Below are 4,907 nucleotides of genomic sequence, written 5' to 3' on the forward strand. Positions count from 1 at the left end.
CGGCGGGGCATTGCCTCATCAATACCAGCGACGCACTTTGCCGCTATGTCATCGTCGGCGAGCGCAACCCGAATGAAGTGGTCGTCTACACCGCCTCCAACAAGGTGCTGGTACGCGCCCTGGGCCGCCGCGCGATCTTCGATCTCGCTGCAAACCGAAGCTACTGGGACGGCGAGAACACCGGCCTTACCGCCGGCGATCCGCTGCCGTCGGATGTGACGGCCGGTGTCACCAAACCCCCAGCCGCGCCGATCCCGCCGATCGCCAGCGATGCTGTCGAATGGAAGGTCGAGGGCGAAGGTCTGCGGTTCGGCGGCCGGTCCAGGCACCTGACTTATGCCGCGCTGGGACGCTCCGACTATCATGTCGGCATGCTGATCGAAGCGCCGGCGCCCGGCATGCGCCTGGCGCCCCGGCACTATCACATGCTGGAAGAGGAGCATGCGCTGATCCTGGAAGGGGAGGTGACGCTGCTGCTTGGCGAGGAGCGCCACGAAATGAAAGCCGGCGACTATGTCTGCTTTCCGGCCGGCCTGGCGGTCGGGCATTCCTTCCTCAACAGCGGCACGGGGCCGTGCCGTTACCTGATGATCGGCGAGAAAAATCCCAACGAGGTCTGCGTCTATCCAGATTCCAACAAGATGGCGGTCGACGCCTTGCGCCGGCGCGACGGCATTTTCGACATGGGAGCGGTGAGGCGGTACTGGGACGGCGAAGAGATGGAGTAGCCCCCGGCTTCACAGCTCCTTCTCCGCCAACTCCCTGAATTCGTCGGGAACCGAGCGCGCCGCCTCCAGTGCCACGGTGCCGTAGCCGACCGCCTGTTTGCCGAAGCGCTCGCGGATCTTGTCGATGGCGCGGTCGGCGTCGAAGCGTGCTAGGCCCTTCTTCGTGCCGGGCCGGCGCCTCTCGTCGGCGAGGCCAAGCGGCAGGTGGAGCTGCAACTCGAAGCTTTCCTCAAGATGCGAGACCGAGATCGCCAGCAGCGAGATCGTTTTCTCCTGTGGATTGTCGGCAAGCACGCCGCGCACCAGATCGCCGGCGATCTCGGCCAGCATCGCGGTTGCCGAGATCGGCTGGTCAAGCGTGATCGAGCGGGTGACGGCTCTGAGATCGGCAAAGCGCACGCGTACCGTCACCGTGCGGCCGGGCCTTGCCTTGGCGCGCAGCCGACTGGCGACGCGGTCGGCCAGATGCAGCAGTGTCGGCACGATGACCCGTGCCACAGCCGGCTTCTGGCCAAGCGCCGATTGGGCGCCGGCCGAATGCGCGCGGCGCTTCGTCTCCAGCTTTCGCGGGTCGCGGTTCCAGGACAGGGCGGCGAGCTTTTCGCCGGCGGCGGGACCGAGCAGGCGCGTCAGCGCGCCGCGATGCGTCCTGGCCAGTTGACCGATGGTCTCGACGCCGATCTCGGCCAGCCGCGCCCTGGTCGCCGGGCCGACGCCCCACATCAGTCCGACCGGCAGATCATGCAGGAAGGCGAGTTCCGTGCCGGGTTCGACGACCACCAGCCCGTCGGGTTTGGCGACCTGCGAGGCGATCTTGGCCAGATGCTTGGTGCGCGCCACGCCGATCGAGATCGGCAGGCCGAGTTCGGCCCGCACGCGGCGGCGGATGGTTGTCGCGATCTCCTGCGGCGAGCCGAACAGATGCGTGCAGCCGGCGACGTCGGCAAACGCCTCGTCGATGGAAATGCGCTCGACTACAGGCGTAAAATCGTCGAGCACCTTGATCGCCGCATCGCCCAGCCGCTGGTAATGGCTGAAATTGCCGCCGACGAAGATCAAATGCGGGCAGAGTTCGCGCGCCCTGCGCCCCGGCATGCCGCCACGCACGCCGAAGGCGCGCGCCTCATAGGAAGCGGCGAGCACGACGCCGCCGCCCACCGCGATCGGCTTGCCGCGCAGCGACGGATCGAGCAACTGCTCGACAGAGGCGTAGAAAGCGTCGAGATCGGCATGCAGGATGGTGGCTGTCGTTTCCATCGACCGCACATCCGCAGTTGCTGATAGAATAGAACAAATAAAGAACAAAGATGGATGGTTGTCAAGCGAAGAGCGATTGGGTGCGGCAACAGCCATGCCGGTTCGGCTTGAACGCAACCGCCTAGACACTATGCTCCGTTCGCAGCGCCGCTTTCATCTTTTCCAGCGCTGCTTCGCCGCCTGCCGCCAACTGGTTGGCAATCCTGGCCAATCTCTCGTCGGCCTTGCGGTGCCTGCTGCCCCAGGCGCCGAGCGTCGCCAGCACCGGCAATAGGTCGATGCCAGCTTCGGTCAGCCGGTAGACTGTTCTCAAGCCATGCGTCGGGTCGTCGCTTCTGGTGAGGATGCCTTCGTCCTGAAGCGTTTGCAGTCGCTCGGCCAGCGTGCGCGAGGAGATGCCTTCGTCGGATTGCAGGAATTCGCGAAAGTGCTTTTTCCCGGCGAAGACCATGTCGCGGATGATGAGCAGCGTCCAGCGGTCGCCGATGAGTTCGAGCGACAGGTTGATCGGGCAGTCGGATTTTTCGCGCGTCGCCATCTATGGTTCCATTTCTAAATCACTTTACTATTGACATCGTTTTGGCCTTGCGTCAACAGTTCCAAATGTAAACTGTTTTGCGATAGCCGTGAGGAGAATGACGGTGAAAAAGCTGGTCCTGCAGATGCAGATGTCGGTCGACGGCTTTGTCGGCGCCACCGAGGATCATTCCTGGCAGCTCTGGGAGTGGGGTGACGAGAGCGCCTGGGACGATGAGCTGAAGCAGGACTTCAACGCTGTCTTCACAGGCGTCGATACCATCCTGCTCAGCCGCAAGATGGCGCAGGAGGGCTATCTCACCCATTGGGGCAATGCCGCCAAGAAGTTTCCGCACGATCCGTTCTACGCCTTTGCGCAACGCATCGTCGACGCCCGCAAGGTGGTGCTCAGTGATAAGCTCAAGCAATCGGCCGGGGAGCCGGTCTGGGAGCGCACGAGCGTGGCCAGCGGCGACCTGCCGCGCGAAGTCAATGCGCTGAAAGCGGGCGAGGGCGGCGACATGGCCGTGTTCGGCGGCGCCGGTTTCGCGTCGGCGCTGATCGCGGCCGGGCTGGTCGACGAGTTTCAGCTTTTCATCAACCCGGCGGTGCTGGGTGCGGGCCGCCGGATTTTTGATCAGGGCGGTCTTAGAAACCTGCGGCTGCTCGGCTCGAAGGCCTATGACTGTGGCATGGTGGTCAGTCGCTATGCACCGGCGGGGTGAGGGGGACCTCCATCTTATCCCTGCTCACTTCGCATCGTGAAAAATAATCCCGACCGTGTGGCGCATGCCTGAGCGCAGGCGGCTGACGCCGTGGCGCAGATTGACGCGGTAATTGCCTTTGGTGCCCTGCACCGGCCGGTTGTGGACGGCAAAGACAACGGCGTCGCCCTGGCGCAGCGGCACCACCTCGATCCGGCTCTGCATGCGCGGCCGCTGCTCGGTCAGCGCGAACTCACCGCCGGTGAAATCCTGGCCCGGCTCGGAGAGCAGGATCGCCACCTGCAGCGGAAAGGCGAGGTCGCCATAGAGATCCTGGTGCAGGCAGTTGAAGTCGCCAGGCACATATTGCAGCAGCAGCGGCGTCGGCCGCGTCTGACCGGCGGCATGACACTGATCGAGAAACGCGGCATGCGTCGCGGGATAACGCATGGCCTGCCCCATCCGCTCGCTCCACCGGTTAGCGACCTCGGCCAGCCTGGGATAGAGCGCGCTGCGCAGGCCACCCAGCAGGTCGGGCAAGGGATAGCGGAAGTAGCGGTACTCGCCCTTGCCGAAGCCGTGCCTGGCCATATGGATGTGGCTGCGGAAATGCTTCTCCTCGGGATAGAGGCCCGCGATCTGCCGGCACTCTTCGGGCGACAGCAGCTTTTCAATCACCGCGCAGCCGAAGCCGTCGAGTTCGGCGGCAAGGGCGGGCCAGTCGTAACCCGCGACACGCGTCCGAGCAGCTTCAACCGCCGATGCGGCAACCCTGGCATGGGCATTCATATCGTAGCCTCCTTGTCGATCAGAGCGCGCTTGCGCTCGACGCCCCAGCGGTAGCCCGACAGCGTGCCGTCGGCGCGGACAACACGGTGGCAGGGAATGCCCAGCGCAATCGCGTTGGCTGCACAGGCCGTCGCCACGGCACGGGCGCCGTCCGGCTGGCCGAGGCGCTGGGCCAGCGCGGCGTAGGTGATGGTGGCGCCGCACGGGATGCCTCGGAGCGCCTCCCACACGCGCTGCTGGAATGGCGTGCCGCGGCGTAGGTCGAGCGGCAGGTCGAGGCCGACGCCAGGCGTTTCGATGAAGCGCGCGATTGCCGCGAGATCGTCGCGCAAGGTGGCCCCGTCTTCGACCAGTAGCTTGCCCGGGAAGCGATGGCCAAGATCCCGCTCCAGTGTGTCGGCGTCCGAGCCGATCAGGATGGCGCAGACGCCGATAGCGCTGCGTGCCGCCAGGATTTTACCGATCGGGGATTCGCCGATGGCGTAGGTTATGATATCGAGGGCGGCGAGCTTGGTGGCTGTCGCCGGAATATTGGTTTGTACGAGGTTCATTGCCTTCACTCCTTTGTCTGTGCCTGAACCCTAGCCACGTGCTGATTGGCGCTCACTCCGATGCTTGCTTTCAAATTCGAATCTCCAAGGCAGGTGCTCTACGGCGCCGTAGAGCGCCGATTTCGATCATTGGCACTTCGCCTGAGGATGTCATGCGACACGGGTGACGGAAATTTCGCCCAGCATGAACACTTCGCCTGATGACAGGCGCAACTCAACCTCGCCGGTTGCGGTGCGGCTCCATTCGGCTTTGCCATCATCGACCATCTGGCCGATGGCGGTCATCACCCGTGATTTCGCGTCAGGGGCGCGGCGGCTGCCGGCAGCTTGGGTCTGGATGTTCGCATCGGTGGTGGGAGACC

Annotated in this window: 7 protein-coding genes; 2 read left to right on the top strand and 5 right to left on the bottom strand. The window is 64.5% G+C overall.

The window, feature by feature from the left end; all coding sequences use genetic code 11:
- Positions 1–728: cupin domain-containing protein (locus tag EN914_RS24205; RefSeq protein WP_127389314.1), on the top strand; the 728-nt coding region annotated here is incomplete at its 5' end.
- A gap of 9 nt (positions 729–737) precedes the next feature.
- On the opposite strand, the gene dinB is transcribed toward EN914_RS24205, so the two are convergent.
- Both dinB and EN914_RS24215 read right to left on the bottom strand, forming a co-directional pair.
- Positions 738–1,985 carry a DNA polymerase IV gene (gene dinB / locus EN914_RS24210; protein ID WP_024501649.1) on the bottom strand — a complete coding sequence of 416 codons (1,248 nt, stop codon included), beginning with the start codon at positions 1,983–1,985 and terminating at the stop codon, positions 738–740.
- A 121-nt stretch (positions 1,986–2,106) separates the two neighbouring features.
- On the bottom strand, positions 2,107–2,523 hold the full coding sequence (locus EN914_RS24215; protein WP_024501648.1) for a helix-turn-helix domain-containing protein: 417 nt from the start codon (positions 2,521–2,523) through the stop codon (positions 2,107–2,109).
- Positions 2,524–2,626: 103 nt separating this feature from the next.
- On the opposite strand from EN914_RS24215, the gene EN914_RS24220 reads away from it, so the two are divergent.
- Positions 2,627–3,226, top strand: coding sequence for a dihydrofolate reductase family protein (locus EN914_RS24220; RefSeq protein ID WP_024501647.1), 600 nt, complete (start codon positions 2,627–2,629; stop codon positions 3,224–3,226).
- A 24-nt stretch (positions 3,227–3,250) separates the two neighbouring features.
- Here EN914_RS24220 and EN914_RS24225 read toward each other — a convergent pair whose 3' ends face one another.
- From EN914_RS24225 to EN914_RS24235, 3 genes are all read right to left on the bottom strand, one after another.
- Positions 3,251–3,994, bottom strand: coding sequence for a 2OG-Fe(II) oxygenase (locus tag EN914_RS24225; RefSeq protein ID WP_024501646.1), 744 nt, complete (start codon positions 3,992–3,994; stop codon positions 3,251–3,253).
- Complete coding sequence (locus EN914_RS24230; protein WP_024501645.1) at positions 3,991–4,545, bottom strand: methylated-DNA--[protein]-cysteine S-methyltransferase; 555 nt, start codon at positions 4,543–4,545, stop codon at positions 3,991–3,993. Before EN914_RS24230 ends, EN914_RS24225 begins: the two co-directional genes overlap by 4 nt.
- Positions 4,546–4,695: 150 nt before the next feature.
- A partial coding sequence (locus EN914_RS24235; protein ID WP_127389315.1) for a hypothetical protein occupies positions 4,696–4,907 on the bottom strand: 212 nt, incomplete at its 5' end.

The sequence above is a fragment of the Mesorhizobium sp. M7A.F.Ca.CA.001.08.2.1 genome (assembly GCF_003998455.1).
Taxonomy (GTDB): Bacteria; Pseudomonadota; Alphaproteobacteria; order Rhizobiales; family Rhizobiaceae; genus Mesorhizobium; species Mesorhizobium ciceri.

Excerpts from the sequence above, each read along its gene's own strand:
- dinB (WP_024501649.1), bottom strand. The coding sequence starts at position 1,985 with ATGGAAACGACAGCCACCATCCTGCATGCCGATCTCGACGCTTTCTAC.
- EN914_RS24215 (WP_024501648.1), bottom strand. The coding sequence starts at position 2,523 with ATGGCGACGCGCGAAAAATCCGACTGCCCGATCAACCTGTCGCTCGAA.
- EN914_RS24225 (WP_024501646.1), bottom strand. The coding sequence starts at position 3,994 with ATGAATGCCCATGCCAGGGTTGCCGCATCGGCGGTTGAAGCTGCTCGG.
- EN914_RS24230 (WP_024501645.1), bottom strand. The coding sequence starts at position 4,545 with ATGAACCTCGTACAAACCAATATTCCGGCGACAGCCACCAAGCTCGCC.